This window comes from Nostoc sp. NMS7 (assembly GCF_017115085.1).
Classification (GTDB): domain Bacteria; phylum Cyanobacteriota; class Cyanobacteriia; order Cyanobacteriales; family Nostocaceae; genus Nostoc.
Genome location: NZ_JABXKJ010000256.1, coordinates 35780 through 61060, shown reverse-complemented (window position 1 = coordinate 61060; position 25281 = coordinate 35780). Strand labels below are relative to the sequence as shown.

Here is a 25281-nt window from a genome sequence, read left to right as displayed (position 1 = left end):
GGCAAACTAGAAGAGGCGATCGCAGATTACAAAAAAGCGATTAGCTTCGCTCCCAACTATGCAGACGCTCACTATAATTTAGCAAGCGTTTTTTATGCTCAAGGCAAGCTAACAGAAGCAATCGCCGACTATAGAGAAGCGATTCGCCTTGATCCCAAACATGCACAAGCTTACGCGGGTTTGGGAAATGCGATGGACGATCAAGGTAAACCTGAAGAAGCGATCGCACATTACAAAAAAGCCATTAGCCTTGTACCCAACGATGCATTAACTTACTATAATTTGGGAATCACTTTGGGAAGAGAACAACAGCCAGAAGAAGCGATCGTTAATCTCAAAAAAGCCAGAGAGTTATTCCAAGCTGACGAAAATAAGCAGATGGTTGAGCAAGTTGATCAGCTGATCCAAAAAATTAATCCCCGAAGGAATTGAATAAAGGGCATGGGGCATTGGGCATTGGGCACTTGTACTGAGCGAACGCGAACAGCGTCTCGTAGAGAAGCCGTTGGCGTAGCCTCTCGTAGAGAAGTATTGGGCATTGGGAAAGAAGCAGGGGGAGAATAGGATACAGAGCAAGTGAATTTATTTATGGGGATTGTAATGAGTGAATTTTGAATTCGGAGCGAAGCGACGTGACTCAAGAAAGAGGTAAAGTTTACCTCGTAGGTGCTGGGCCTGGAGATGTGGCATACCTGACGGTAAAAGCTTACAATCTCTTAACTATTGCTCAGGTGTTAGTCTACGATGCCCTGGTAGATGCTCAATTATTGCAGTGCGTACCAGATGAATGCTTGAAGTTAGATGTCGGCAAACGCGGTGGTAAACGCAGTACAACCCAAGCAGAGATTAACAAGTTACTGGTAAAGTATTGTCTGCAAGGAAAACAAGTTGTACGGCTCAAATCAGGCGATCCGTTGATTTTTGGGCGTTGTACTTCTGAAATTGAGGCGTTGAAAGCATCTGGTTGTGATTTTGAACTAGTACCAGGAATTTCCTCAGCCCTTGCAGCACCTTTGTTTGCAGGAATTCCCCTCACAGATCCGGTTTTGAGTCGCGCTTTTGCAGTGCTTACAGCTCATGAACCAGAGGTTTTAGACTGGGAGGCACTGTCACGGTTAGAAACACTGGTAATTTTGATGGGAGGGCAACATCTACCGGAAATTATAGATCAACTGGTGCGACACGGGCGATCGCACTTAACACCCATTGCGATTATCCGTTGGGCAGGAACTCCTGAGCAACAAATTTGGATAGGGCAACTGGGCAATATTCTGGAACAAACCAGCGAATTATCCCTTTCTCCAGCAGTAATTGTGATTGGCGAAGTTGTTGGGCTACGCAAGTACTTACAACCTGAGAATATATATTTAGACGAAATTATCAGATATTCTCAGGGGGAACCTGTGAACGAGAGTACTACTACACCCCAACCTATGTTAAGTAACTTCCCTCCCTCTTCCTCATCTCCTCTTCCCCTGACTGGCAAAACAATCCTGGTGACACGTTCAGTGGCACAGTCGAGTCAATTTAGCGATCGCCTGATCGCATCAGGTGCAACAGTGATCGAAATGCCAACCTTAGAAATCGGCCCGCCCTCCAGTTGGGAAGCTTTGGATAATGCGATCGCTGATTTATCTGACTTTGACTGGTTAATTCTCACTTCTACCAATGGCATAGACTACTTTTTTGAAAGGCTAATCGCCCAAGGTAAAGATACCCGTGCCTTAGCAGGTGTCAAAATTGCCGTTGTTGGCGAGAAAACAGCCCATAGTCTCAAACAATACTCTCTCCAACCAGATTTTGTTCCCCCCAACTTTGTAGCCGATTCTTTGGTGGAAAATTTCCCAGAACAACTGGATGGTAAAAAGGTTTTATTTCCCAGAGTTGAAAGCGGCGGAAGAGAAGTTTTAGTTAAGGAATTAACTGCCAAGGGAGCAAAGGTGATAGAAGTTGCCGCATATCAATCTTGTTGTCCTAGTGGTGTTCCACCTGTGGCAGAGTTAGCTCTCCAAAACCGCAAGGTAGATGTGATTACCTTTGCCAGTTCTAAAACTGTACAATTTTTCTCTCAACTGACTAATCAGATATTTTCCTACAACTCTGATGCTAGCCAACTCTTAGAGGGCGTTTGTATTGCCTCTATCGGCCCCCAAACCTCTAAAACTTGTCATGCTTTATTCGGACGCGTAGATGTGGAAGCCCAAGAATATACTTTAGATGGTTTAACCCAAGCACTGATAACATGGGCGACAAATTATTAGTACAGCTTTGGATAAAATCAGGTATTGTCGGTCTTTACAGCTTCAGCAGAAAATTTTTTAGAATAAAAACATTATGCCTTATAGTAAATTCACTATCAGTAAAGCTGTAGAGGATTTCCAACTCACAATCGTTGAAGGGGGTCGTTTCCTGCCAGAAATTCCCTCACTCATCCCTACCCCTTTGCTTGTGGATATTCTTAAAGAAACAATTCCCTGGGCGATCGCAGTCAGTAGCGAGAAAGCCCGTTCTGAGGGCATCATTAATCCCGTGTTACTGGAGGTAAAACGCCAACTCAAAGGACAGATTAGCGTTTTCTCTGGTGAGGAATTCAATGTCGAACCGGAGGCTGAACTCACTGGCTATGTTGACTTTCTGATTAGTCGTTCCCCAGAACAGCTATTTATCAAAGCGCCTGCGGTTATTCTAGTGGAAGCAAAGAAGGAAGACTTGAAACCAGCGCTAGGTCAATGCCTCGCCGAAATGGTGGCAGCTCAACGCTTTAACCAACAAAAGCAACAGCCGATCTCGACGATTTACGGAACCGTGACCAGTGGCACGGTTTGGCGGTTTCTGAAGCTGGAAGGGCAATGCACCTCCATTGACCTTACAGATTACCCTCTCCCTCCAGTTGAGCAAATTTTGGGTATTCTCGTTTGGATGGCGCAGAAAGGCTAATGACTGTTGCCTTGACACTCTCCTGACTGTAAAAATTTCGCTATCGCTCATTTTTACAAACTGATAACTTTCTTAACCGAACCCTTGCGGCTTTGCCCCCAATATGCATCCGGCGGTATCACAAACAATTCTGAGAAATCAGCCTTAAGTACTTGGCGAAAAAGACTCAGTTTGATATTGTTGATTAACATATCAAACTGATATATCAAAATGCTGAAGTTAGCAGTATTAGGTCTCTTACAGCGAGAGCCATTAAATGGTTATCGGCTCAAACAGCAACTAGAGATGTTTATGAGTTGCAGTATTTGTGTTAACTCTGGTGCGATTTATCCTCTGCTCAAGCGCATGGAAGAACAAGGGGAAGTGATGCTATGTGCAGAACAGGTACAAGAAGCTGGGCAGTGTGGAAAGGTATATGAGATTACACCCCTCGGTAAGACCACTTGGTATCAAGAGATGCTGGCATATCCTCATGAAAGTTGGGTGAATGTGCGATCGCGATTCTTAATCAAATTTTTTTTCTTTAGTCATTTATTACCCGAAGAACGAGTGCAGTTAATTGAACATCGATTGATGTCATGTATGTTACGTTTAGCAGAGAAAAAAGCCCTGGAAATTACTGATGATTTATATCAAGCAAAATTACAAAAGCGGGTAGTTGAAGTCATCGAATCGGAGATAGAGTGGCTAGTTGAACAGCTCAAAACCGAACAACTCCAATTAGCTCAAACGCCAACTTCAGTAAAACAGCTTTAACCCAAAAAACTTTTGAAGTATCCTAACTAACTATGTGGATCGTCAAAATTGCTTTACGTCTTCCGTATACATTTGCGATCGCAGCTTTAATGATTGTGATCCTGGGTGTAGTCACGATATTTGGTACACCAGTTGACATTTTTCCGGCAATCAACATTCCAGTTGTCAGCGTAGTTTGGACTTATACTGGCACGACATCTGAGGAAATGGCCCAGCGAATCGTCACCATTAGCGAACGCGCCATGACCACAACCGTTGGTGACATCGAACACATTGAGTCTCAATCTTTGAGTGGTGTTAGTGTCGTCAAGGTTTTCTTCCAACCGAACGCGAATATCGCCTCAGCAGTCGCTCAAATTACCTCTGTCAGCCAAACAATTCTGCGCCCTTTGCCACCGGGGATCACACCGCCATTCATCATTCAATACAACGCTTCTAGTGTGCCGATTGTCCAGATGAGTGTCAGTAGCAAAACCTTGCCGGAAGAAGCACTCTTCGACTATGCTACCAACTTCGTCCGCACCCAATTAGCAACAGTGCAAGGGGCGAGTGTACCTCTGCCCTATGGTGGTAAACCTCGGCAAATTATGGTTGATATCGATCCCCAAGCGATGTTGGCTAATGGCATTTCTGCCCAAGACGTGACTAATGCTGTCAGTGCCCAAAATCTGGTATTACCCGCAGGTGATATGAAGATCGGCGATCGCGACTTCGCCGTACAAATCAACAATAGTCCAGATGTGGTGTCAGCCCTCAACGACTTGCCGATTAAGCAAGTGAATGGTACTGTCATTTACATTCGTAATGTCGCCCAGGTAAGAGATGGCTTTGGTGTGCAATCAAACATTGTGCGTCAGAATGGCAGACGATCCAGCTTACTTAGTATCCTGAAGAGTGGCAATGCCTCGACTATTGATGTGATTGATCGGGTAAAAAAAGCTTTGCCTCGCATCCAATCCACCTTGCCCCCAGAACTAAATTTAGCGTTTTTGTTCGATCAATCTATATTTGTGAAAGCTTCTATTCAAGGCGTTCTCAAAGAAGGATTGATTGCAGCCTGTCTCACCGCGCTGATGATTTTGATTTTCCTGGGAAGTTGGCGCAGCACTGTAATTGTAGCCGTATCGATTCCCCTCTCAATGCTGGTTTCGATCATTGTGATGAGTCGTTTGGGACAAACTTTCAACATCATGACTTTAGGTGGTTTGTCCTTAGCTGTTGGTATTCTTGTAGATGATGCCACAGTAGAAATTGAAAATATCCACCGAAATCTCGGACAAGGTAAAGCAATCAAGCGAGCAATCTTAGATGGCGCTCAACAAATCGCCACTCCAGCACTTGTTGCAACATTATGTATTTGTATTGTCTTTGTGCCAGTCGTGTTTTTAAGTGGAGTGGCAAAGTATCTATTTGTACCGCTAGCGATGGCGGTAGTATTTGGGATGCTTGCTTCCTATGTGCTATCTCGGACTGTAGTACCGACAATGGCAAGCTATCTTTTACCATCCGAAGTAGACTGGCATAGAGAAAGCGAAGATCATAATGGTCATGGCGATCGCCATTCTCTAGATTCACCAGTCCAAAACAATAATGGTCATAGCGATCGCCATCATCTAGATTCGCCAGTCCAAAACAATAATGGTAACAGCGACAACCACCACCAAACGGAACAGACAACAAAAACTGCCAAACCTGTTAAGAAAGATTGGATATGGCGACTACACGAAAAGTTTAATCGGCAATTTGAGAAATTTCGCAGTTGGTACTACGATGTTCTGAACTTAGCATTAAATCACCGCCGCATAGTCTTTGTGCTGTTTGGTGCTTTTATAGTAAGTGCAGGAGTTTTGTTACCGTTCGTCGGCCAAGACTTTTTCCCGGAAGTCGATGGTGGTCAATTTAGCCTCCATGTTCGAGCCTTACCTGGTACTCGTTTGGAAGAGACAGAAAAAATTGTTAGCCAAGTTGAAGCCGTTATCCGCCAGACTGTACCGAAAGACAATCTTTCTCTGATTCTGGATAACATCGGCTTACCCACCAGTGGCATTAACCTTACCTATGGCTATAACGGTGCCACAATTGGGCCGGCTGATGCTGATATTCTTGTATCCCTAAAAGAATCTGGTGCAACTTTTTCTTACGTCAAGGAACTCCGCCAGAAATTGAAAGTGACATTTCCCAATTACACCTTCTTTTTTGAGCCGGCTGATATTGTGACTCAAATTCTCAATTTCGGTTTACCTGCTGCTGTTGACGTGCAAATATCTGGCCCTCTGAAAAACTCAAAGGGTAACTTTGAAATTGCTCAAAAAATCGCCGACCGGATGACGCGTATTCCAGGGGCTGTGGATGTACATCTCCAGCAAGTTGTCGATGCGCCGAAATTACGTCTTGATGTCGATCGCACCGAGGCTCAACAATTGGGTATGACCCAGCGCGATGTTGCCAATAGCGTCCTCACTTCCTTAAGTTCAAGCGGTCAAGCTGCAATCAACCAATGGCTCGATCCCAAAAAAGGCGTGAGTTACACCCTGGCTGTCCAAGTTCCCCAGTATAAAATTGACTCTATTGACAGCCTGAAAAATACGCCAGTTGGCAACGGTCAAAATGTACCCCAACTTTTAGGTAATTTGGCTAGTGTTAAACGTGACACAGTGATGCAAGTTGTCAATCACTACAACATTCAGCCAGTTTTCGATATCTACGCTAACTCCTCTGGTCGTGACCTTGGGGGAGTTGCTAAAGATGTCAATCGAATCATCGCAGATTATCAGAAAAAATTGCCTAAGGGTAGTCAGATTAATATCCGAGGGCAAGTGCAAACGATGAACTCTTCCTTTCTGGGACTTGGTTTAGGACTCGTGTTTGCAATTGTGCTGGTTTACTGCTTAATGGTAGTGAACTTCCAATCTTGGCTCGATCCCCTGATTATTATGATGGCACTGCCAAGCGCCTTAGCAGGTATCATCTGGATGCTATTTGTCACCCGCACCACCATGAGCGTCCCTTCCTTAATGGGTGCAATTATGAGTATAGGTGTGGCGACATCAAACAGTATTCTAATGATCACTTTTGCTAATGAGCAGCGTCAGGAAGGGGAAAATGCCTATAAAGCAGCTCTAGCGGCGGGCTATACAAGGTTGCGTCCTGTGTTGATGACTGCCTTAGCCATGCTCATCGGTATGGTGCCAATGTCTCTCGGTCTTGGTGAAGGTGGTGAGCAGAATGCACCCTTGGGTCGCGCTGTAATTGGTGGCTTATCAGCTGCAACAGTCGCTACTCTGATCTTTGTACCTGTCGTATACAGCATTATGCGGCGTCAAGAACCTCGTCCTGTTGATCAGGATGATGACGATTTAAATTTCTCAGATCCAAAGACAGCATACTCGTTATCATCACCTCAAGGCAAGTCATGAGCAATTCCAAGTATGCCCTATGGGCAGCCTACAAAGAACAAAATTGTCAAAGGCAATGATGGTAATGACTCTAGCTGCTAAATTTCGGCAAATTAGATAATACGGGACAGTTTACCTATGGATTCTCAGCATCGTCCATCTCCTGATTCTGAAGAACAAACGACTTCTAGAAAACAAAAGCGCGGCATCGGTGGAATTGGTTGGGCTGTAATTGGTGCTATTTTTTTTGCTAGCCTACTGGCCATAGGTATTCTGCCTCGGTTAAGCCAAAGGTCAGAATTACAAGCAGCAGTTAAGGAAGCAAGCACCCTACCGACAGTCAACGTGATTACTCCCCGTCGCGCTAATGCTAGTACAAAATTGGAACTAACTGGAAGTGTTGTAGCTCTTAACCAAACGACCATCTACGCTCGCAGTACTGGGTATTTGCGGCGGTGGTACGCAGATATTGGCGATCGCGTCCGAGCCGGTCAGTTGTTGGCAGAGATTGATTCACCAGACACCGATCAGCAAGTTCTGCAAGCGAACGCAGAATTAGTGCAAGCACAAGCCAATGTGTCTCAAACTCGTGCTAGTTTAGCTAAAGGTATTTCTGATTTGAAGCAAGCCCGCGCTAATCTATTGATAGCACGTCAGAGCTGGGAGCGCTGGCAATTTCTTGTCAAGAAAGGTGCAGTAGCTCAACAAGATGCAGATACAAAATATGCTACATATCAGGCTAATATTGCCAGCGTTGAGGCAGCACAAAACACTGTTAATGCTGACTCTGCCAACATCAAAGCAGCACAAGCTAACGTCTACGCCAGTCAAGCAAACTTGCAGCGTAATACTGTATTGCAGTCTTATAAGAAAGTCACTGCTCCTTTCTCAGGAGTGATTACCGCACGTAATGTCAATACAGGTGTTTTAATTTCAGCAGGTAGTAGTAACACCAGTACTACTAGTAGCATCAGTACCAGCAACACCAACACTAGCAACACCAGCCTTTATACTATTGCTGCTTATGACAAGCTAAACGTAAATGTGAATGTTCCACAGAGTTTATCACAGTCACTTCAGACTGGTCAAACAGCACAAATTACAGTCAGAGAGTTACCACAACGAGTGTTTACGGGTAAAGTAGTGCGTACTAGCAACGCTATAGATCCAAATACTCGGACTTTGCTGGCACAATTAGAAGTGCATAATTCCGATGCGACGCTGCGACCTGGGATGTATGCCAATGTCAGATTTGCCATTAACCGCAACAATCCTCCCTTTGTTTTGCCAGATAGTGCTTTAGTCGTTAACGCCGGAGGTACGCAGGTAGCAACTGTAACCAAAGACGAAAGAGTGCATTATCAAAAAGTTGCCGTTGGGCGAGATTATGGGACTGAAATAGAAATTACATCAGGTCTGACAGGAAAGGAATCGCTCATTGCCACTCCTACGGTTGATGACACAGAGGGTTTGCGCGTGCAGCGAGTTGCACAAACAAAGTAGACTCATTTCTGATATCAGGTTTGGTTAAAAACTTCCGAGTTAGATGCTTAATTAAATCGGCATTTTAACTATAGCCCTACTTAAACATTCGTGAACAACTAGAACCCCGACTTATCTAAGAAGTCGGGGTTCTGAATCTTGTGATTTTCAAAGTACCCCCAGTCATAGCGAAGACGTCACCATTAATATATTCATATTTAACAAAGTATGTTCAGTTTAATTCCCCTGCCTAAGAATGGCAGCGCGTTTTGTGTCGGGGTCTAAATCCCCATCACAAAACGTAATTGCGAATTGCGAATTGCGAATTGGTTTAATATCTTGGTGTTCTTCCCATTCCAGGTATTCCCGGGGAGTCATATACTTACTGTCTGCACTCGCAATCATAACTTCATCCTTTAAACATTACGTTCAACCGCGATAATTTCAGTATATTCATACTCGTTCGGACTTTGTTTCACCAAAGGATATCTTTCCCCAGCCAACTCAATATAATCTTGTTCGCAATCCGCCTTAGAAGAATAATACGTAAGCACATATTCTCTACCAATTCTATCTGTCATTTCTGCTTCTACTTCACCCCGCCACTGAGTCTTAGTAACTAAAACTATCAACTGATTCGCTAATTCGGGAATTGTCTTAGCAATGTGTCGCCGCGAACTTTCATCTAAACTACCGAAAGGTGAATCCATGACAATTGGAAAAGTGCTACTATCGGGAATCATCATCATTTTTCGTTTCTCACTCCATTCCCTTACTTTGTCAATGATGCTGGCAATAAAGGATAAACTGAGAATTTGATTTTCCCCGGTGGATGCTGCAACTAGTGCTTCTATACCTGTAGTATTTTCTACTAATGTCAGTTCATATTTATCGCTAATTTTAGGAATGTATGGAGTCACAGAAATTTCTGTGAATATCTCTTGGACTCGCTTTTCTAGTTGCAGGCGAAATTGTTGTTCTTGGCGATTTTTAACTTCTGTTAACCGTTCGATTGCATCTTGAGTGGCGTTAATTCGTCGCTGTGCTAAAGTTTGCTTGTCTTCATTCAGCTTTTGTTTGGCAATTTGTTTGTTTAAACCTTCAATTTCAGTTGTGAGTTGAGCAATTTGCTGCTGATTTGCACCCTGTTCTCGATTTAATGCATCAATTTTACTTTCAATTTCATCTAACCGTTTTTGCAAACTGCTAATTTCTTCATTAGCATCTTTTCGCAACCGTTCTTGAATATTATCTAAATCGCCTTCAGTTTGAGATATACTTTGCCTTAATTGATTAATCCTAGTTTGCTCTCTATCAACTTCTTCCCAAAATCCTATAGCTTGCTTATCAATTTCATCTACTTGAGCTATCATGCGAATTGCAGTTTCTTCTACCGCCGAAGAACCAGCTTTATTTAACCAGGTACTCACATGAGTATGAGAATGATTACCCTCGTGTAATTCTGCACCACAAATACAGCGTTGAGAATTGAGTAAATCATTCACAAATTCCCGCGAAATTCCTGATGTTAACTCACCTCGCTGCTTCAAATCATTGATAATTCCGCGAAACTGCGCTGTAGTTTCTGATAGTAAAACGGTATAACCCCGCGCGGAAATAACTTTTTTCAGCGCTTCTTTAGTTTTTTTATATTCTTCTTGATTCGCCGCTTTCTGCGATTCTAAATTCTGCCATCTTGATTGCAATTCCTTAGCAGCACTAAGTTCTCGCAAACGGTTACTTGTCTCTTTTTTAAAAGTTTGTTGATATTTTAACTCTTCTTTAATTTCTATTTGCCGTTTGGCAATGTGTTCACGCTCTTGTTCTATCTTTTCTTGCTGTCGTAACAGTTCTTTAGTTTGGGAATCACCAATAGCTTTTAAATCATTTTCTAGAGTTTTTTTAGCATCTCCCAAATGTTTGATGGAACGGTTAATTACCTCCACACCCAAGAAAATTTTTGTAGCTTCAGCAATTTCAGCTTTTTTGTCAGAACGGACTATTTCTTCAATTCGTTCGCCGTCAAAGAAAAAATATTGATATAAAGTAGCGGGTAAAATTTGATTAATTATATCGTCTGGTTGCTGATTTGGTATATTCCATTTGCCATCATCACCACCAACCCACATGGTTAATTGAGTTTTGCCAGCGTCAAAATCACTTTCGTTTTTATAACCCCGACAGGCGCGTTTAACTCGATAACGTTTACCTTCATGTTCCCAGCCAACTTCTACCCAACATTCTATAGTTTGACCTTTTTGAGCTTCAGCGATCGCCCGCTTATTTACTAACTGTTCTATCGATGCAAACGCCGCACTAAATTTATCATACAATACCCATGTAAAGGCATTCAATAAACTGGTTTTTCCAGAGCCATTATTGCCATGAATAATCGTCGTGTTGTGAACATCTCCCCCAGCCAGGATCATCTCTGGTGTCGTACCATAAAAGGAGCGAAAGTTGCATAGCTTGATTGAAGTTAGCTTCATCGCACCTCTTCCTTAATAATGTCCAAAATATGATCATTTATATGGCTGTTAATCTTCTTATCTAGCCTGCCTTTTTCCAGCTTCCATACCCGCTCAATAATTTGCCGTACTTCCGGCGGAGCACTGGTTATTGGCTCTTGCACATCATCAATATTCCCATCTTGTGGCATATTGGGTTTTTAAATATACTTTTTCTATATTTTAACTTCCTCTAGTGCTGCATTTACCTCCGTAAAACCACTGTTTGCGTTATCTTTAATTTTTGGAAAAAATAGTTTTTGCAAATTTATAATTTTCTTTGAAAAACCACTTTATTCTTTAATCGTTTTCTGTTATTATTTATAGTAACAATCTACTTAATAATGGAATATAAGTGACTTTAAAATTTTTAGTTACATTCTATTATAATCAAACTCATAATTTCATTATTTCATACTTAATGCTTCTTTTTTCTAAACTCGAAAAATTTTTACAAAATAATACAAATATAGCAATCCTAGATGAGTTATGAGAATTGAAGGACGAAGATCCCCGACTTCGTAAAAGTTGTCGGGGATCTAACTTTTCACAAATGATTTAAGATTGCTATCATCAAATATCTAATAAACCATATCGCTTTTGTAAATCCAGTAATTTCATTCTGGCAACGCCCGCGTTATCAGCCAAATCAGCAAATTCCACAAAGCGACGCAATTCCTTTTTCAAAAGATTACGCTCAACTTCTATCGTTTCTCTATCTAAATCTGGTGGTAAAACAATCATGTCAAATATAGTAGCGCGTTCCTTAGCAGGATGAGGACGTAAAACTCGCCCCCGTCGTTGGATAAACTGGCGGGGATTACCAGAACTTGATAAAATCACCGCAGTTTGAATTGCCGGAATATCGACACCTTCATCTAAACAACGAATTGCCACTAAACCCTGTAACTCCCCGCTTTCAAATTGGCGGCGTAAAATTTCCCTTTCTTCTAAAGATGTTTGGGCTGTATAGGTACTAACCTTATATCCTAAATCTACCCCCAGAATTTTAGCAACAGCTTTAAGTTGGCGTAGGGATGAACGTTGTCCCGCATCCTGCGAACCATCACTACAATAAAAAAGAGTGTGAGTAGTTTCGCGGCGAGTTGCCATTAAATCCCGTAAAGCATTTAATTTATTTTCCGCCGCACCAATTAATCTTGCTCTTTGCATTAACAACGGCTTTAAATCTTCATTGTCTTCAAAATTTCCGCCATTTTCTCGATCTCGATAAAGTAGCGATCGCCCAATTCTTTTAGTTAACTTTAAATAGGCAATGCTTTCTGCTTCAGTTAACTCTACCAACAGAGGATAATACAAATAATGTACCAAAGCACCTTGAGCGATCGCATCCCTCAAAGTGAACTCTGGCTGGAGAACTGGGCCAAAATAATCAAATAGGGACTGCGTACCAAAATCATCAAAATACCTTTCCGGTGTGGCAGATAAAGCTAGTCTCAACCCAACACTGCGCGGTAAACTTTCTTCTAACTTGGGTGCGCCTAAATTATGCGCCTCATCCCCAATAATTAAAGTTTTTGCGGTAAAATATTTGAGTTGAGATTGAAACCCATCTCCAATTAAAGTGGAGTTCGTAGTAATTACAGTGACAAACCGTTGAGAACCAGAACGCAAATTATAAATTTGCGTCGAAAGTTGACTTTGCCAAGTGCGTAAATTCTCGAAAGCTAAAATGGGTTGCAAATTAAATTTTTCACATTCTCGCGCCCATTGGGTGACAAGATGGCGGTAGGGACACACCACCAACAACACTTGTAAATTAATCTGCTGATATAATTCACAAGCGATCGCTAGTGCAGTAATCGTTTTACCACTACCAGTAGCCATTTTCAGCGTCCCTCTGCCATTGTTGGTAAACCAGCTAGCGATCGCTTCTCGCTGATATTGCCGCAATTGGAGAGACAGAGGCATTCTTGGGCATCCTGGTAATGGTTGCAGAGTGTAATAACTGCCCTGACTTTCCCTTGCAATTGGTAATTTCAACCGAAATGCGCCACGGGGAGTATCCCCATGGTCACTTTCCCGGAAAGTGGGCAGTTGCTGCACTGGATTTTTAATCAGGTACATATATTAAGCAAATGGGCATTGGGCATTGGGAAAGAGGAGGCAGGAGTTCTTCAATTTTGAATTTTGTTAGCGTAGCGTTAGCGAGTCCGCGTTCGCGCAGCGTCTCGTAGAGAGCGTCATTTTGAATTTTGAATTGATTTCTCCCCACTCCCCATTACTTAGTTGTAACCGCGCCAAACACCAATGAGTGAACCTTGCACCTGCACTTGCATAGCACTTACTTCAATCGGATTATACTTAGGATTTGCTGGTTTGAGGGTAACGCGATCGCCTTGGCGATAAAAACGTTTTAATGTCGTACCAAATCCATCAACTCTGGCGGCGACGATGGTACCATTTTTTAAATGATTTGGTTCTGCTACTGGACGCAGGAATACGACATCACCATCAGCAATTAAATCTTCAATCATGCTATCGCCAGCTACCCGCAAAGCATAGGTTTGGGGAGGTAATGATAAATTAGAAAAGTCTAGATGATCTACAGCATCAGTAAACGGTTCTATTAAACCACCAGCAGCGATCGTCCCCAAAATTGGTACACCTTGCTTAATAGCACGCAAAATCCGAATTGTTCGCGCTTGCCCTTCAGTCCATTCTATATATCCTTTCGTGCGTAAATGTTCTAAGCGGCTTTGAATTGGTGCTGGTGACTTCAAATTCATCGCTTGCATCATTTGCCGAATTGAAGGCGAATGCTGATGCGATCGGATGTATTCTCCTAACCATTCGTAAAGTTCTTGTTGAGCTTCCGTTAGACGTTCCATAAATTTGCGAGAAGTAATTATAAATGTCTCTAGAACATTAGTACTACAAAAAACTCCCTATAACAAGAGAAAAGTAAAAATATGAAAGGCAAAACAAAGAATATTCTCTTTTTTTTTACCCATTTATTTAGGATTTTTAACCAAGAAGTAGTCAGGAGCCAATTGCACACTCGCTATTCTGACTCCTAACTTTTGTACAGACGCGATTAATCGCGTCTCTCCAAACTCCTAACTCCTTTCATTCTGCCCCTAAGATACTCGCAAGTAAAGCTTTTTGGGCGTGCAGGCGATTTTCTGCCTGTTCCCAAACTCGTGATTGCGAACCTTCAATAACAGATTCGGTAATTTCTTCACCACGATGGGCTGGTAAGCAGTGTAAAACAATTGCCTCTGGATCAGCAAGGCTCAATAGCTGCTCTGAAATTTGGTAAGCCTGGAAAATTGGCATCCGATCGCCTGCTTCTGCTTCTTGCCCCATACTCGCCCAAACATCAGTATAAAGTACAGCAGCTCCCTTAGCGGCTAATTCTGGATCATGAGTGAGGAGGACTTCAGTTTTGTGATTAGCGATCGCTCTTGCTTGTTCTACAATTCTAGAATCTGGCTGATATCCGCTAGGGGTAGCAATTCTGACATTCATCCCCACCAAAGCACAGCCCAACATTAGAGAATTAGCCACATTATTCCCATCACCCACGTAGGTTAAAGTTAACCCAGAAAGGGTGCCAAAGCCTTCTTGAATCGTCAATAAATCCGCTAATACCTGACAGGGATGTTCTGCATCAGTCAGCGCATTAATCACCGGAATCTTGGCATAGTTAGCAAAAATTTCCAAATCCTGCTGTGCAAAAGTGCGAATTGCCAAAATATCCAGATATCGATCTAACACGCGCGCCGTATCCTGCAAAGGTTCCCCGCGACTAACTTGAGTGACATTGGGGTTGAGATCGATTACCTGTCCCCCCAGTTGATACATCGCCACAGTAAAACTTACCCGCGTGCGAGTTGAAGCTTTGGAGAACAACAACCCCAAAACTTTATTACACTGCAACTTCACCTGTTGTGATTTAAGTTGAGTTGCCAATTGCAGGAGTTCTTGAAGTTCCGTTGGACTGATGTCCGCCAGACTTAATAAATCTCGTCCGATCAACACTGCCATGCTTGTGATGTGTAAACAACAATTATATATTTCTGTTGCTTTACCAGGCGGATTAATTTATCACAATTGCTACGCCAACTCAACCATCTCGGCGGACAAAAGTAGCGAGATTGCCAAAATCTCTGGTTTTGTAGCCTAATTTCTGAAGAGGCAGATATTTTTTAGCGATCGCAGCTAGACAAATAGGTTGATTATGGTACAATTAGAAATTGTGGTTGCTATATTGAGAGCGATACATACGGTGGGCTACGCCTACGCTAAATTTGCCAGCATAGCACAGTGGTAGTGCATCCGACTTGTAATCGGAAGGTCGCGAGTTCAAATCCCGCTGCTGGCTTTTGTTGATTTTGGCAGGTTTAAATATAAAATGACAGCGCCTCAACCAACTGCTTTTACAGACGAAAGTCTTTATGACCAAGATTTTTATCTATGGATAGAGACAACTGCTAAAAAATTAAAAGAAGGGAGATTAGCTGAAATCGATTTAGCAAATCTCATTGAAGAAATCGAGAGCATGGGAAGAAGCGAAAAGCAAGCACTAGACAGTAATTTGATTGTTGTTTTAGTACACTTGCTCAAGTATAAGTTTCAGTCTAATAAACGCTCTAATAGTTGGAAAGCAACAATTAGAGAACATCGCCGGAGACTTACAAGAGCTTTTAAAGACAGCCCTAGTTTAAAGCCGTATTTTCAAGAATTTTTCTTGGAGTGTTATCAAGATGCTAGAAAACAAGCCAGTGATGAAACTGGTTTATCCCTTGATACTTTTCCTGTTGAGTCTCCATTTAGTGCGTATGAATGCTTAGACGAAGACTTTTTACCCGATTAATTAAACCATTGCGAAAATACTTGAACCGCCAGTGTACATTCAGAAATTGGATGTAGCTGTTCACAGATTAATGTCGATATTTCTACTTTCAATACAACAATTAATGATTTCCGAGGCGTTTAGCGCGTTTATCCTCATACATTAGCTTGTCAGCTTCTTCTATCAATTGTTCTAGTAAAACGTTTTCATTTGAGGCGCATTGTGACACACCAACACTTATGGATAGTTTATATAAGTAATTATGCTCTTGATTAAAACGATCAATATTTGCTTGCAATCGAGGATAAATTTCATCTGTATTCCTGGACTCGATATGAACTAATATTACAAACTCGTCTCCTCCTAGACGGGCAATAATATCCGAATCCCGAAAGGTTTGCTTTAATAATTTGGCTGTGTCAACGATCATTCTGTCTCCTATTTCATGCCCTAGAGAGTCATTAATTTGCTTTAAACCATCTATATCAACAAACAAAAGACAGCAGAACATTTGTATGCGTTGGACAATTTTGAATTGCTGATTTGCCAGCCAAAAGAAACCACGTCGATTATATAATCCTGTCAACTCATCAGTTACAGATAGCTCCCTTACGTCTGCTTCAGCCTTCAGGCGTTCCTGAATTTCATGCTCTAGGCGTTGATTTTGTTCAAGAAGTTGTTGCTGTTGCTGTTTGATGAGTAGTTGGTTTCTGACCCGGATTAGCACTTCAAGTTCTTGAAAGGGCTTGGTGATATAGTCTTGTCCACCTACTTCAAATGCCTGCACTTTACTATTGATTTGGTCAAGAGCACTAATAAAAATAATCGGAATTTGATCTGTTATTTTTAATTCTTTCAACTGTTGACAAACCTCATAGCCATTCATTTCGGGCATATTGATGTCAAGCAGAATCAGATCGGGCGGATGTCGAGAAGCAGCTTGTAATGCCATTCTCCCGTTGAGGGATTTACGGATGATATAACCCTGCGACTCTAATATTTTCGCTAACAATCGTAGATTGTCGGGGGTATCGTCCACGATTAGGATATTGGTTTCTGAAGCGGATTTAAGTAAATTAGCCATAGGGAGAAGGTGGGGAATGGGAAAAATTCTTAACCAATTATTTATTCCTTAACCCTTGTTTGCGTAAAAGGGTATCAAACCATACAGCATCTTCTGCCTTTAGGGGTGGTACTGATTCTTGATTATAATCAATTGCTAAGTAATATCTAGCACGACAGAATCTGAGTCATCACTTAAATAAGTACGTTGTTCAATTGCAACTCGATAGTGTAGGGGAATATTTTCCTCAATTTTCTAGTATACTTTGCGACTTTTCAAACATCCTCTAAGTTTGGGTTAGGATTGCGATCGCTTCCAGCTGGAAGTTATCCACCAGAGATTTCAGAGCATTAGCAAGAACTTGCTCTTGGTTAGGGATTTGAGCAATGAGATTATAGAGTTTGGCATCGTTGAGATCCAGGGCTGCTTGATTTGCCTGAATAATCCACTCTGGCGACATTACCTGTAAATCTTTGGCGGTTAGGGATTTGTGAAGTAAGATTTGCTGGTGTAACGGCGGTAAAGCTTCTTCGCGGTAGCGGTAGCGGACTCCCAAATAGTGGGTAATCCGATCAAATAGGATACCTTCTGTAAATGGTTTGGTGATGTGGTCGTTGCAGCCTGCTTGAATGCTGGTGGTGTAGTCTTCCTCAAAGGCATAGGCTGTCAGCGCAATAATCACCACATCTTTACCTGCCGCCTCCTTGACTCGAATTTGGCGAGTAGTTTCGTAGCCATCCATGACGGGCATTTGAATATCCATTAAAATCAGGTGGGGATGCCATTCTGACCAGAGAGCGATCGCTTCCTTTCCGTTCTCGGCTGCACAGACCTCGAACCCAACTAATTCTAATAGGCTGACGAGCAGCAGACGATTTTCTCTCAAGTCTTCCGCCACGAGAATGCGATAAGTGGGCTGTCCCGGTTCCAGACCGATAACAGTGCGAGTCGTTTCCGGCGCAATGATATCCACTGAGCTTACCAGACTCAGTAAAACCTCACAAATGAAGGTTGACTTCTGATTCAGGATGCTTCGCGCTGTAATATCACCACCCATTAAACGGGCAAACTGACGGCTAATCGATAAGCCTAAGCCTGTACCTTGAACATGGCGACCTGATTCTGTTTGTGTGAAAGCTTCAAACACAGTCTCAATATCGGACTGAGCGATACCACATCCAGTGTCTTCAACTTCCACATGAAGGGTGATAATTGGTTTGGAATCATCGCGAGAAATTGAATCAAGTGAGTTGACCTTACTCACTTTCCCGGTCAAAGCTTGGAATCGCAGGGTGACACTGCCTCTTGTCGTAAATTTGATCGCATTGCTTAATAGGTTGAGCAGAATTTGCAGCAGTTTCGATTCGTCACCATACACATAGCGAGGAACGCTGGGATGTTGCTGTGTGATCAGATCAATTCCTTTCTCTAAAGCTTTGAGAGCAACCATGTCTCTGATCGAGTGGATTAGCTGATGCAAATCGAAAGAGTTTTCCGTTAACTTTAACTGACCCGCTTCAATTTTGGACATTTCCAGCACATCGTTGATCAGAGTTAGCAAGTGTTTTCCACTGCGGCTGATGATGCCTAAATCTTCTTGAAACTCAGATGGAATCTTCTCGCTGCGGTTCATCAACTGAGTAAATCCCAAAATGGCATTCAGAGGAGTCCGCAGTTCGTGGCTCATTTTAGCAAGGAACTGGCTTTTGGCGCGGTTAGCGATCGCGGCTTGTTCTGCGGCTTGTTCTAGGGCGATCTGGGAAAACTCCAGCACTGCCAACATCAGCGTATTTCGCATCTCAGTAGCGGCTTCCACTTCCGCAACCTCCCAAGGCAAGGAAGTTTCCCGCACGGTTTCCTTCCACATTGCAAAGGACTTCCGGGGAGACAATTGCATCTCTCCAATTTCGTTGATTGTTAACGTATCGTGGGGATTGCCTGCCCAATTCACCGTCTGGATTTGCTCCGGTCGAAACCAGATAATGTGGTACGACTTTTGTTTGGCATGGTTGAATAAAATTGAAACTGCCAGGATGCCGCTAGCTTGATCTTTGAATGCCTTCGCTTCTGGATATAAATGTGAGAGGAAATCGCTAGCAAACACTCGTTCCCCCTTGCGTTGCACCAACCAGGTAACAAGCTCCTGTACCTGGGTAGCCGATGGCGTTTGACCAACTAATGTCAGATGACCGTCAAGTAAAATCGCGGCTCCTTGGGCATGAACTAGATCCAGCAATTGAGAAGTATTTCGGATCAACACTTGCTCAATGAAATTGGACTCCTGCAATAACGTCTGTTGCAGTTCATCCTGAATCGCTTTCACCTGCGTTCGGTAAACATCCAATTCTCGTTCTTGCTGATGCACCAGTTCAATTGAGGCAAACTGTCCTAAAAATTCACAGGCTTTGCGAGTTTCATAATCCACTAGTTTCGGGCTGTAGTGGTGACAGGCAATTAATCCCCAGAGGCGTTTGTCGTTGATCAACGAAATCGTTATCGACCCAGCAACCCCCATATTCTGTAAGTATTCAATGTGATAGTGAGATACTCCTCGTAACATAGAATCACTCAGATCAAGGGGTGTATCCGTCAGAGGAGGGTTGGTGGAAATCAGGGGGATAGGGGTGTAATTGATATCGGGAATGAATCGCACCCACTTGCGGCAAAACAACTTGCGGGCTGGCGCGGGAATATCTGTTGCTAAATAGTGCAGTCCCAAGTAGCTTTCTAAATGCTTATGTTTCTCCTCCGCAATCACCACACCACTGTCGTCTGCCTGAAAGCGGTAGATCATAACCCGATCAAACCCAATCATTGCTTTTACCTCTCTGGCAAGGTTTTGAGCCAGATTCATCAGGCTAGTGGCATTACGGAAATTGGCGATCGCCGCTTGCAGGCGATGATAGAACTGGATTGAAGAGATGCTTTTGAGCGATCGCACAGGTTCTAGTTCCATAATCAACCCATCTACTATCCGGTACATGACACCTGTGAATGTCTGACTTTCCCGTTGCCAATCAGTCTCAGCAACCCGCCGCGTTTTTAGCTCAAACGGATTGCAAAGCTCCAGATTATCTTCAGCCAGATAGCCAGTAAGTCGCTGCACTTGAGCGCGAGAAAACAACCGTTGTAAGGGTTGACCCAGCAATGCTTTTGCGGAAATCCCAAAAAACTGTTCCACATTTTCACTAATCTGCAAGATTGTTAGCTGTGGCTCTTGCAGCATCAGCAACATTCCATGCGGCTGAATATAACCGGGAGCATATACTGATTCATCACTGCACACTTCTAAAGCCGTCAGTATAGAGGTGAGTGAGGAAAGTGAGATCGGATTTGGTGATTGCATAATTGAGATCAGCGGTTTTGGAAATCAAAAAGTTTTTTTTCAAAAGAGCGATGACTAGGTTGAGCGATCGCTGCGGCTAAAAATTGTAAATAAAAATACATCTTTGCTTAAATATAGCGGTTCTCAATTGCATGAAATACAGGAGCCAGTCGCGTGGGCGGGTCTCCCGACTTGGGCGAACTGGCGTCCTACTCACAGGGGTACAACAATGCTCATTGGTGTCAACTTAGAGCTAGGGCAAATATAAATTCGCGCGACAGTTGCTCATAAGGGTTTCCCCGATAAGCAATTGGCTTTATTATACAAACGTACTCCTTTGGAGAACCCGTACCACTTCCCTACGGGACGCTCCGCGAACGTGGAAGCAAGCTACGCGTAGCGTCTCCCTCAGGAGAAGGGTAGTCCACGGAGGCGGACTAATATAAAATCAAGGGTTCTTAACCCACGTAGCGTTATAGCGTTTATTAATCAGATCAGGTACATCATAGCGCCCTCCTCGCTTGCTCTTAGGGGGTTGGGGGTGGGGTTCTTGTACCTCACAAAGGCCGAGAACCGCTATAGCGAGTATTATTTATTACCTAGAAGTAAAACTCTTGTGGGGTGGGCAGCGTTCGACTGACTTGTACTGAGCGTTGTCGAAGTAGCGCTCACGCCGAAGTCTTGCCCGCCCTGGTTATGCAAATTAAAACTACATTAGCTTAGTACAAGTTCTATTGTTCAAGAATTTGCAAGTTGTCGGAAGCGTTCTTGAACTTCTTGAATCGAAAACAAAGTTTCAAACTTTAACCCAGCTGACTGGTACAACTCCCCTCCCCCTTGCTGTCGGTCTACCAGTGCAATTACTTGATCTACGGTATAACCTGCTTCTTGAAGACGCTCAACTGCTTTCAGAGCAGATTGCCCAGTTGTAACCACATCTTCCAAGACTACTACTTTTGCACCTTCTGGTAAACTGGGGCCTTCTATATAAGCTCTCGTCCCATAACCCTTGGCTTCCTTGCGAATAATCAGCGCTGGTATCGGTCGGTTTTCATAAACAGAAACTAGACTTACTGCTGTCACAATTGGGTCAGCCCCCAATGTTAAACCACCCACAGCCTCTGTATCTACAGGTAGCAAAGGGAACAGCAATCGTCCAACTGCCAAAGCGCCTTGAGGATGGAGTGTTACCTGTGTCTTGTTCACGTAATAAGAACTACGCAGCCCAGAAGAGAGGAGAAAATCACCCTCTTGATAAGCAAGTTGGCAAAATAAATCTAGTAGCTTGTGGCGCAAGGTGATCAAATCAGCAGTGGTTGCCCAAATATCTGAGTGGGTAGGAGTTTCAGTAAAATACGTCATTACAAAACATTAAAAGTTGTGCTACACCAAAGGTTGAACTCATAAGAGTTCTGAACTTAAGCATAAATTAAGATTGCCCAAAAATTGAGGAGTCAGAAACGTGCGTATAAAATTAAAAACCCTTGGTGGTTCATTAGTGCTGCTTGCTGCTGGTATTGCTTTTCCCTCTGTTGCATCTGCCCAAATACAAACACCCAATTATGAAACTACAAATGATGTATTTGAACGAGCTTTTTTTAGTCACGATCGCAATTTCTACGAAAATGGTAGCCTCAAGCGTCAGCTAGACTCATTTCTAGGAATTGGTTCCAGTTTCGGTGGTTCCTTCCCAGAAAATGAAATTGCCCACGATGCTGAGTTGCTTAACACTTTATATCGTGATGTCCTGACTCAGCAAGTTAGCAACGATCCTTATATTCGCACTCCTGATTTACCAAATCCTTATGACACATCGCTGATGATGTCTCCACGTGTGAATAGCAACAAACTCAAAGTGGGAACTGAATTCAGGTTTGAAACTTTATCACCTCCGTAAGATTGGAGAGTGGGCTTGCCGTGAGCGTAGCCGAATGGGAGTGGTAGTTAGGAGTTGGGAGTTAAGAGTTAGGAGTTAAGAGTTATAAAAATTTTCCTCTAACCCTGTGCCCCTTTGTGCTGAGTACTCAGGATTGATTAATCTGGGGTGTAGGAGTTGAACAGGCATGGTAATTCTCAAGATAATGTAGTATTACTCATGTCCCAATCATCATTGAGAGCGTGATAAAATAACACATTACTGGTTTTTGCTGATTTAGAATTTAGTGCGCCCTGCTGGAATCGAACCAGCCTGAAGGCGAATTATGAGTTCGCTGCCTCCCCAATCGGCCAAAGGCGCTTGTTTTGTTGGGTTTTGGGTTCCTATGAGTCAATTACTTTAACTTTTAGGTCAACCTGATTTGCTAATTTTAGAGTGAGGAAAATACCTCAATGCCCTGAGTCTAGCCAATTGAATGATTATAGCACAAATTTACCGCCTGTGAATATTGGACAATAATTTACCAGATTTTTATACTACATAGTTTAATCATAAAATAGTGCAAACTAATATTGATTAAGTTCCTTTAAGGATTGAGGTCAAAAGCTTCACTATTCTTAAATAGACCAGCATTCTTTTGTGATAGCTTGTCAGCGATGAAAATAAGTTCTACTGTACTTCTTACTTTGATTTTGTTAATCCTGATGTTAGGAGCAGGTTCTGTGAGCGCGTTTTTGGGGTTTCAACTGGGGAGTTCAGCACTTAAAGGCGTTACTACACCAGATGGGCGTCCGACAACCAAATTTGCCAGCAATAAGACAAATAGCTCCCAACAGGCAGGACTAGTGCTATTAAAAGAGCAAGAGATCCTGAAAATTGTCAAGGCGCGAATTGAGGGTAAGACCAAGGCGGCTAAATCGGAAAACCTAGAGGAAGATGATGAAGAAACCAATAGCAGCAAGCAGAAACCAGAGGAAAAACCCCCACAAGTGGTTGAAGAAAAACTCCAGCCAGGTTTTCCGGTTATTGCCCAGAGTGAGGGTGTAACCATGTCTGTGCAATCTGTCCGCTACTCTGGTGGTGATTTGCTACTGAAAGTGAAAATGCAGAACAAAGGTAAAGATTCTGTACGCTTCTTGTATAGTTTTTTAGATGTTACCGATGATAAAGGACGAACTCTGAGTGCTAGTACAGAGGGTTTACCAACAGAATTGCCTGCAAATGGGCCAACATTTTCCGGTACGGTGAGCATTCCCACAGCTTTACTTGATGATGTCAAGAAGATATCACTTGCTCTCACTGATTATCCCGCTCAAGAATTGAAGCTAGAGGCATCGAATATTCCTGTACAAAGGTAGATTGGGCACTTGTACTGAGCGAACGCGAACAGCGTCTGGTAGAGAAGTCGTTGGCGAAGCCTCTCGTAGAGAAGTATTGGGCATTGGGCATTGGGTATTGGGCACTGGGCATTGGGCATTGGGTATTGGGCATTGGGCATTGGGCATTGGGCATTGGGCATTGGGCATGGATAAGAGACAAGGGAGACAAGGAAGAGGGGGGAGACAAGGGAGAGACTTGTTCAATAATTCCCCTTTGTCCACCTTGTCCCCCTTGTCCCCCTTGTCCCCCTTGTCTCCCTCATCCCCCACTCCCCAATTCCCAATTCCCTTAAATGGAGGGCGTGAGTTTTACACGAGCTTTGGCGGTGAGTGGTTTTCCTAATTTAATTTGGACAGACGTGGCGCTGCGGTTGTTGTCAGTGTTGCTGCTGATTGCCATAAATGCCTTTTTTGTGACGGCGGAATTTTCGATGGTGAGCGTGCGGCGATCGCGTATTCACCAGCTAGTTAAGGCTGGGGATATTCCGGCGATCGCTGTGGATATGCTACAACGTAGTATTGACCGACTACTATCTACCACCCAGTTAGGCATTACCCTTTCTAGTTTGGCACTGGGATGGATTGGAGAAAGTACGATAGTCGTGCTGGTAAATACATGGTTAAAATCCTGGCCTTTACCTATTGGGATGACTACCTTCATCGCCCATTCCCTATCAATTCCCATCACCTTTTTCTTGATTGCCTATTTGCAAATTGTGATCGGAGAACTATGTCCTAAATCCTTAGCTATGCTCTACTCAGAACAGCTAGCTAGGTTTTTGGGGCCTTCAGTAAAAGCGATCGTGCGTTTTTTTGGCCCCTTTATCTGGATTCTCAACCAATCAACTCGTTGCTTGTTGCGTGTTTTTGGCATCCAATACACAGGTCAAGGCTGGAGGCCGCCTGTGACTCCCGAAGAATTGCAACTGATTATCTCTACAGAATGGGGGTCTACTGGTTTACAGCGTTCAGAGCGAGAATTGCTCAATAATGTCTTTGAGTTTGGGGATGTCATGGCCCAAGATGTGATGATCCCCCGCACCAGTATTGTCGCGCTGCCAAAAGATGCTACCTTCGGGACATTACTCAAGGAAATGGCTTCTACTGGTTATTCTCGTTATCCGGTGATTGGTGAATCTTTAGACGATGTTCGCGGCATTGTTTACTTTAAAGATTTGGCACAACCTTTGGCTCTAGGAAAGCTAAGTTTGGAGACACAAATCCAACCTTGGATGCGTCCAGTCCGATTTGTTCCAAAACACACGTCCTTGAGTGAACTTTTGCCAATGATGCAACAAGAGAAACCAGCTATGGTCATGGTAGTGAATGAATTTGGCGGTACTGTGGGACTTGTGACAATTAAAGATGTCATTGCCGAAATCATTGGCAACGCCAGCGAACCTGAAAGCAGTGACGACTTACTGATTCAGATGTTAGATAAACATAAATTTTTAGTGCAGGCACAAATCAACCTCGAAGACCTCAATGAGATTTTACATCTCAATTTGCCCTTGACAAGAGAATATCAAACACTAGGAGGCTTTTTGCTGTATCAGTTCCAGAAAATTCCTGCCAAAGGCGAAACCTTCTGTTATCAAAATCTCGAATTCACTGTCGTGTCAATTGTTGGCCCACGCCTGCATCAAATTCAACTGCAACGGTTAGAAGAGTTAGGAGTTGAAAGTTAGGAGTTAGGAGTTAAGAGTTAAGAGAATTAGACGGACACTATATGAGCCGTCTAA

At 43.1% G+C, this 25281-nt stretch carries 22 protein-coding genes, 2 tRNA genes and 1 pseudogene; 12 read left to right on the top strand and 13 right to left on the bottom strand.

Annotated features, from left to right (window positions below):
* Nucleotides 1-3: 3 nt before the first annotated feature.
* The 7 genes and pseudogenes from HWQ38_RS37220 to HWQ38_RS37190 all read left to right on the top strand — a co-directional run.
* Nucleotides 4-432, top strand: a pseudogene (locus HWQ38_RS37220) (tetratricopeptide repeat protein); the annotation flags it as partial.
* Nucleotides 433-441: 9 nt separating this feature from the next.
* A complete protein-coding gene (locus HWQ38_RS37215; protein ID WP_292804540.1) occupies nucleotides 442-564 on the top strand; it encodes a hypothetical protein in 123 nt (40 codons plus the stop codon).
* A 68-nt stretch (nucleotides 565-632) separates the two neighbouring features.
* Nucleotides 633-2261, top strand: coding sequence for a uroporphyrinogen-III C-methyltransferase (gene cobA / locus HWQ38_RS37210; RefSeq protein WP_292804537.1), 1629 nt, complete (start codon nucleotides 633-635; stop codon nucleotides 2259-2261).
* A 73-nt stretch (nucleotides 2262-2334) separates the two neighbouring features.
* Nucleotides 2335-2937 (top strand): hypothetical protein, encoded by a 603-nt coding sequence (locus tag HWQ38_RS37205; RefSeq protein WP_292804534.1) that lies wholly within the window; start codon nucleotides 2335-2337, stop codon nucleotides 2935-2937.
* A gap of 210 nt (nucleotides 2938-3147) precedes the next feature.
* Nucleotides 3148-3693 (top strand): PadR family transcriptional regulator, encoded by a 546-nt coding sequence (locus tag HWQ38_RS37200; protein WP_292804531.1) that lies wholly within the window; start codon nucleotides 3148-3150, stop codon nucleotides 3691-3693.
* Between the two features lie 32 nt (nucleotides 3694-3725).
* Nucleotides 3726-7109, top strand: a complete 3384-nt coding sequence (locus tag HWQ38_RS37195; RefSeq protein ID WP_292804528.1) for an efflux RND transporter permease subunit — start codon at nucleotides 3726-3728, stop codon at nucleotides 7107-7109.
* 117 nt (nucleotides 7110-7226) lie between these two features.
* Entirely contained in the window at nucleotides 7227-8591 is a 1365-nt protein-coding gene (locus HWQ38_RS37190; RefSeq protein WP_292804525.1) for an efflux RND transporter periplasmic adaptor subunit, read from the top strand.
* A 216-nt stretch (nucleotides 8592-8807) separates the two neighbouring features.
* Here the strand turns inward: HWQ38_RS37190 and HWQ38_RS37185 are convergent, their stop codons facing one another.
* The 8 genes from HWQ38_RS37185 to HWQ38_RS37150 form a co-directional block, all read right to left on the bottom strand.
* Nucleotides 8808-8975, bottom strand: a complete 168-nt coding sequence (locus HWQ38_RS37185; protein WP_292804522.1) for a hypothetical protein — start codon at nucleotides 8973-8975, stop codon at nucleotides 8808-8810.
* Between the two features lie 11 nt (nucleotides 8976-8986).
* The gene (locus HWQ38_RS37180; RefSeq protein ID WP_292804519.1) at nucleotides 8987-11059 is read right to left on the bottom strand and encodes an AAA family ATPase; all 2073 of its coding nucleotides are present in this window, start codon (nucleotides 11057-11059) and stop codon (nucleotides 8987-8989) included.
* Nucleotides 11056-11229 carry a hypothetical protein gene (locus HWQ38_RS37175; protein WP_292804516.1) on the bottom strand — a complete coding sequence of 58 codons (174 nt, stop codon included), beginning with the start codon at nucleotides 11227-11229 and terminating at the stop codon, nucleotides 11056-11058. Before HWQ38_RS37175 ends, HWQ38_RS37180 begins: the two co-directional genes overlap by 4 nt.
* A gap of 421 nt (nucleotides 11230-11650) precedes the next feature.
* Entirely contained in the window at nucleotides 11651-13165 is a 1515-nt protein-coding gene (locus HWQ38_RS37170; RefSeq protein WP_292804513.1) for a DNA phosphorothioation system restriction enzyme, read from the bottom strand.
* Nucleotides 13152-13313: a hypothetical protein gene (locus HWQ38_RS37165; protein WP_292804510.1), complete on the bottom strand. Its 162-nt coding sequence runs from the start codon at nucleotides 13311-13313 to the stop codon at nucleotides 13152-13154. The genes HWQ38_RS37170 and HWQ38_RS37165 overlap by 14 nt, the downstream gene beginning before the upstream one ends.
* Nucleotides 13314-13323: 10 nt before the next feature.
* Nucleotides 13324-13929 (bottom strand): transcriptional repressor LexA, encoded by a 606-nt coding sequence (gene lexA, locus HWQ38_RS37160; protein ID WP_292804506.1) that lies wholly within the window; start codon nucleotides 13927-13929, stop codon nucleotides 13324-13326.
* A gap of 238 nt (nucleotides 13930-14167) precedes the next feature.
* On the bottom strand, nucleotides 14168-15088 hold the full coding sequence (argF, locus tag HWQ38_RS37155) for an ornithine carbamoyltransferase (protein WP_292804503.1): 921 nt from the start codon (nucleotides 15086-15088) through the stop codon (nucleotides 14168-14170).
* Between the two features lie 79 nt (nucleotides 15089-15167).
* A complete protein-coding gene (locus HWQ38_RS37150) occupies nucleotides 15168-15290 on the bottom strand; it encodes a hypothetical protein (protein ID WP_292804500.1) in 123 nt (40 codons plus the stop codon).
* 63 nt (nucleotides 15291-15353) lie between these two features.
* Here HWQ38_RS37150 and HWQ38_RS37145 point away from each other — a divergent pair.
* A tRNA-Thr gene (locus HWQ38_RS37145) sits at nucleotides 15354-15425 on the top strand.
* Nucleotides 15426-15455: 30 nt separating this feature from the next.
* A complete protein-coding gene (locus tag HWQ38_RS37140) occupies nucleotides 15456-15917 on the top strand; it encodes a DUF29 domain-containing protein (protein ID WP_292804497.1) in 462 nt (153 codons plus the stop codon).
* 100 nt (nucleotides 15918-16017) lie between these two features.
* Here the strand turns inward: HWQ38_RS37140 and HWQ38_RS37135 are convergent, their stop codons facing one another.
* The 3 genes from HWQ38_RS37135 to pyrE form a co-directional block, all read right to left on the bottom strand.
* Entirely contained in the window at nucleotides 16018-16980 is a 963-nt protein-coding gene (locus tag HWQ38_RS37135; protein ID WP_292804494.1) for a diguanylate cyclase, read from the bottom strand.
* Between the two features lie 265 nt (nucleotides 16981-17245).
* Complete coding sequence (locus HWQ38_RS37130) at nucleotides 17246-20305, bottom strand: response regulator (protein ID WP_292804491.1); 3060 nt, start codon at nucleotides 20303-20305, stop codon at nucleotides 17246-17248.
* A gap of 717 nt (nucleotides 20306-21022) precedes the next feature.
* Nucleotides 21023-21646 carry an orotate phosphoribosyltransferase gene (gene pyrE / locus HWQ38_RS37125; RefSeq protein WP_292804488.1) on the bottom strand — a complete coding sequence of 208 codons (624 nt, stop codon included), beginning with the start codon at nucleotides 21644-21646 and terminating at the stop codon, nucleotides 21023-21025.
* A gap of 100 nt (nucleotides 21647-21746) precedes the next feature.
* Here pyrE and HWQ38_RS37120 point away from each other — a divergent pair, with 100 nt between their 5' ends.
* The gene (locus HWQ38_RS37120; RefSeq protein ID WP_292804485.1) at nucleotides 21747-22181 is read left to right on the top strand and encodes a hypothetical protein; all 435 of its coding nucleotides are present in this window, start codon (nucleotides 21747-21749) and stop codon (nucleotides 22179-22181) included.
* A gap of 266 nt (nucleotides 22182-22447) precedes the next feature.
* On the opposite strand, the gene HWQ38_RS37115 is transcribed toward HWQ38_RS37120, so the two are convergent.
* Nucleotides 22448-22520: transfer RNA gene (locus tag HWQ38_RS37115), tRNA-Ile, on the bottom strand.
* A gap of 296 nt (nucleotides 22521-22816) precedes the next feature.
* Between HWQ38_RS37115 and HWQ38_RS37110 the strand changes: the two genes are divergently transcribed.
* Complete coding sequence (locus tag HWQ38_RS37110; protein ID WP_292804483.1) at nucleotides 22817-23518, top strand: hypothetical protein; 702 nt, start codon at nucleotides 22817-22819, stop codon at nucleotides 23516-23518.
* Here HWQ38_RS37110 and HWQ38_RS37105 read toward each other — a convergent pair.
* A complete protein-coding gene (locus HWQ38_RS37105; protein WP_292804480.1) occupies nucleotides 23486-23686 on the bottom strand; it encodes a hypothetical protein in 201 nt (66 codons plus the stop codon). The two genes, HWQ38_RS37110 and HWQ38_RS37105, sit on opposite strands and share 33 nt — an antisense overlap.
* 146 nt (nucleotides 23687-23832) lie before the next feature.
* On the opposite strand from HWQ38_RS37105, the gene HWQ38_RS37100 reads away from it, so the two are divergent.
* Complete coding sequence (locus HWQ38_RS37100) at nucleotides 23833-25227, top strand: hemolysin family protein (RefSeq protein ID WP_292804477.1); 1395 nt, start codon at nucleotides 23833-23835, stop codon at nucleotides 25225-25227.
* Nucleotides 25228-25281: the final 54 nt, after the last annotated feature.